The sequence below is a fragment of the Cuspidothrix issatschenkoi CHARLIE-1 genome, from assembly GCF_002934005.1.
Lineage (GTDB): Bacteria > Cyanobacteriota > Cyanobacteriia > Cyanobacteriales > Nostocaceae > Cuspidothrix > Cuspidothrix issatschenkoi.
In genome coordinates this window covers 1-3,620 of record NZ_PGEM01000138.1, presented here as the reverse complement: position 1 = coordinate 3,620, position 3,620 = coordinate 1, and the positions used below count along the sequence as shown (strand labels likewise).

Below are 3,620 nucleotides of genomic sequence, written 5' to 3'. Positions count from 1 at the left end.
CCTACTTATTGAGCCGATACCAAAAAACCATGAATAGACATCTGCTAGTAATTAAATGTGCGTGGTATGAACAACAAGATCCCCGACTTCTTAGAGAAGTCGGGGATCTGACTCTTGCAGTGTTCAAAAATCAAATAGGATTGCTATAGTGAGAACTACTTCATAATTTATGCTATTTTGAACACAGCATACATTTAACTCAGCCCTTAACTCATGATAAATAATTCCCAACAACCCCAAAAAGATGATGCTATTCTGGATGGTAAGCTTCCATCAACAAAAGATGTAGCGGTTTTAGGTGGTCTGGATGGGGTAAAATTACGGTTACAAAATCGCAATTTAACGCTAAGAATAGCCGCTGTTGAGGAAGCCTTGAATTATGGAGAACAGGGTTTAGATTTAGTCATTCAATGTTTACAGGATCAATCATTACAAATACAAAAACAAGCTTATTTATTGTTGAATCCTTATACAGAGACTAACGTAAAACAAGCGGTTACAGCATTCGAGGCGGAATTTTTTAAACAAGGATCAACAGATTATACTCGCTTGCGTGATTTACTCGCCTCCGGCCAATGGCAAGAAGCAGATCAAGAAACAGCACGAGTTATGTTAGCTGTAGCACAAAGAGAAAAAGAAGGTTTATTATTAGCAGAAGAACCTATTTCTAAATTCCCTTGTCAAGACCTACACGCAATTGATAGTTTATGGGTAAAATATAGTAATGGACGTTTTGGTTTTTCTGTCCAAAATCAAATTTATAAAAGTTGTAAAGGAAATCGTTTTTTTAGAGACTCCATAGAAAATGAATTTGGGGATATTGTCGGTTGGAGACCAGGAGCAAGATGGTTAAATGATTATGATAATATTACTTTTGATCTGACAGCACCAGTAGGACATCTACCTGTTAAGGGTGGTTGGTATTGGGGAAGAAGAACTTGGGAATTATTTAAAAATGTAAAATTCTCTGTCTATTTGTCCTGTTATGTCGGTTGTAATCTTTTCTCTCGTCTAGATAGTTGTGAACTTTAAAATATTTTTTATTGACGGTTGACTGTTGACTGTTACAAATTTTATTACTTACATCTTTTTACCCATAATATACCTCACATTTTTTCTAGATCAGAATTTTAGCTTTATACAGGGTAAGCTCATCTAAATTTGTATCAGGAGTGACTTGGTATTGCTTCTATCCCTCTTCCATTAAACTGGGAATCACAAAAATAATTTTCTAATTTTGAAATCCAGATGTGATAAAGGTTTGAACTTTTTATTAATAACAAAATATGGCGAACATTTTGAAACATTAATAAATAGTCATGGAAGAGGGATAGATATTAATTACTAATTAGACAAGTATTTTTTAAAATTATTTACTGTTAATCATCATCATCAACAGGATCATTTAGCTGTGAAGCAATTGGTTGACTATTTTGACCAATTAAAAATCTAAAAAAACGATTAAGTCGCTTCATACCACTCAGAGTAATTAAAGTCAAAAATCCTCCCAATAATCCCATTTGCCACAAACCGCAACCAATAGCTGCTCCTAATCCTGCCGCTGTCCAAATACAGGCCGCTGTAGTCAAGCCCCGCACTTTTGGCACTTCAGATTTTCTGGGAGATTCTTGCAAAATTAATCCTGCACCAAGAAACCCTATACCGGTAGTTACACCTTGAATGGTACGACTCAGCGCATTAGTCCCAGCGAAGGAACTATCACCTTCAACTTGTAAAGGAATCATCACAAATAATGCTGCTCCCATACTCACCAGCATAAATGTCCTCATCCCTGCTGGTCTACCACCTTTCTGGCGATTCAATCCAATTATGCAACCGACTAAAAGTGCCAGTATTAGTCTAAAACCTATATGTATCCAATCATCGGCAGCCAAGAACATCGCACTCATGGATTGATTCCTCCCTAATATGGAACGGAGTTTTGCACCTATTACCCGCAGGGCGAAAGACTACCCACTTTTCATCAGTGTAAATCTAAGTCCGGTAAGTTGATAGGTTTAAAGTAGTTTATTGCTACTTTAACAGAAAATTAAAAATAAGTAAAATAACTGAGAAAAATCCATTTACTAACAAAGTTTGACTGGTGACCGATGACTGCTGTTGTATTATGGTGTCTGAAGTTGTTTTTGAAATAGTTCTTTAACTTTGATCCAAGCATCTGCCGCATTCCACCACCATAGAAGGATGTAGTATTTTAACGATAAATCGGAATTTCTCGTGGTACTAATGGATGTAACCGAATGCGCTTCACATCTGTATAAACACTCTGGGATAGGTCGCCAATAGTCAACCAATCAATAAATTCAGCTTCATTTGATCCCCCTCCAGAACCCAGGGCTGTTTCATTCCCTGAAAGGTGCATAATGTCAATGTTTCATTTTAGCGATCGCTCTAATTTTTATGGTAAAAAGTTTAAATTTTTGGGTCAATATGTTTATGTCCCATCAATTTCGTCCCAAAAATTATCGCTAATGATATTGACAAATCCATCCTCCTTAACGAATGAAACAGCCCTGCTATAGTAGGGAACAGCGAAGAGATTTCAAAGTCTTTTAGTGTATAGTTTTTTAAGTAAATTTTGGATCTGATTCAAGTACATATCCCTATATATTAAAAAAATTATGAGATTTAGAGATTGGGTAACGAGAATAATTCTGATTTTTCTGATGTTAGCTACCCTGATTATAACTGTATTGATTGGGGCTGCTAAACAGATCAAAAATCAAGATATAACATCATTAAATTTACAATATCCACCAGCACAATTACAATCAGCAATCACCATACAACAAAATAAAATAAATCAAATTCCTATTCTATATGCGACAACTAAAGCATTTATCAAGTATAGACCTAAGTTAGCACAGGCGAAAGTTGATCCCAGTAATTATGGCGATCGCTATTTGACAGATGTTAATGGTGTACCCTTTAGCCATCAGCCAATTATAGTTCTTCATGAAACCACTAATTCTACTGCTAGTGCTATTAATTTTTTTCAAACACCCCATGATGATGAAAATATCCAAGCTAGTTACCATGCCATCATTACTTTAAAAGGAAAGGTAATTTATCTCGTTCCCCCCGAAAAACGCGCTTTTGGTGCTGGTAATTCGGTGTTTAATGGTGCTAATGGTGCGGAAACTGTCCGGACTAATCCTAATTTACCCCCATCCGTCAACAATTTTGCCTATCATGTCTCCTTAGAAACCCCTCCTGATGCTTGGGGTAGAAATAATCTACAACGACATAGTGGATACACAGAATCTCAATATAATTCTTTAGCCTGGTTAATAGCTCAAAGTCAAGTTCCAGATGATAGAATTACTACTCATCAGGCTGTAGATGTAGCAGGTAAAAAAGTTGATCCTTTAAGTTTTGATTTTGATAAGTTTTTGAATAAATTACATTCTTTTCGGCAGTTAGTTTCTTATGGTAAGAGGTAATCTGAATCAGGATATCCAGGATCGAAGGATTAACAGGATGTTTTTTCTATCCCTAATTCAATAATATTAAACCTTTGCTTTCGCAGGTGGCACAATAGGTTATAAGATCCCCGACTTCTTTTTTATTTGATAATAATAACCCACATTCCGCACTTC

4 protein-coding genes are annotated in these 3,620 nt (G+C 35.9%); 2 read left to right on the top strand and 2 right to left on the bottom strand.

Translation table 11 applies throughout. The annotated features are described in order from the left end of the window. The first annotated feature begins 213 nt into the window (after positions 1–213). A complete protein-coding gene (locus CUN59_RS16915; protein WP_104388942.1) occupies positions 214–1,032 on the top strand; it encodes a GUN4 domain-containing protein in 819 nt (272 codons plus the stop codon). A 347-nt stretch (positions 1,033–1,379) separates the two neighbouring features. On the opposite strand, the gene CUN59_RS16910 is transcribed toward CUN59_RS16915, so the two are convergent. Then, complete coding sequence (locus CUN59_RS16910) at positions 1,380–1,910, bottom strand: MgtC/SapB family protein (protein WP_104388941.1); 531 nt, start codon at positions 1,908–1,910, stop codon at positions 1,380–1,382. A 305-nt stretch (positions 1,911–2,215) separates the two neighbouring features. Next, positions 2,216–2,383: a carbonic anhydrase gene (locus CUN59_RS16905; protein ID WP_207765435.1), complete on the bottom strand. Its 168-nt coding sequence runs from the start codon at positions 2,381–2,383 to the stop codon at positions 2,216–2,218. 259 nt (positions 2,384–2,642) lie between these two features. Between CUN59_RS16905 and CUN59_RS16900 the strand changes: the two genes are divergently transcribed. Then, entirely contained in the window at positions 2,643–3,464 is an 822-nt protein-coding gene (locus CUN59_RS16900) for an N-acetylmuramoyl-L-alanine amidase (RefSeq protein WP_104388940.1), read from the top strand. Positions 3,465–3,620 lie beyond the last annotated feature (156 nt).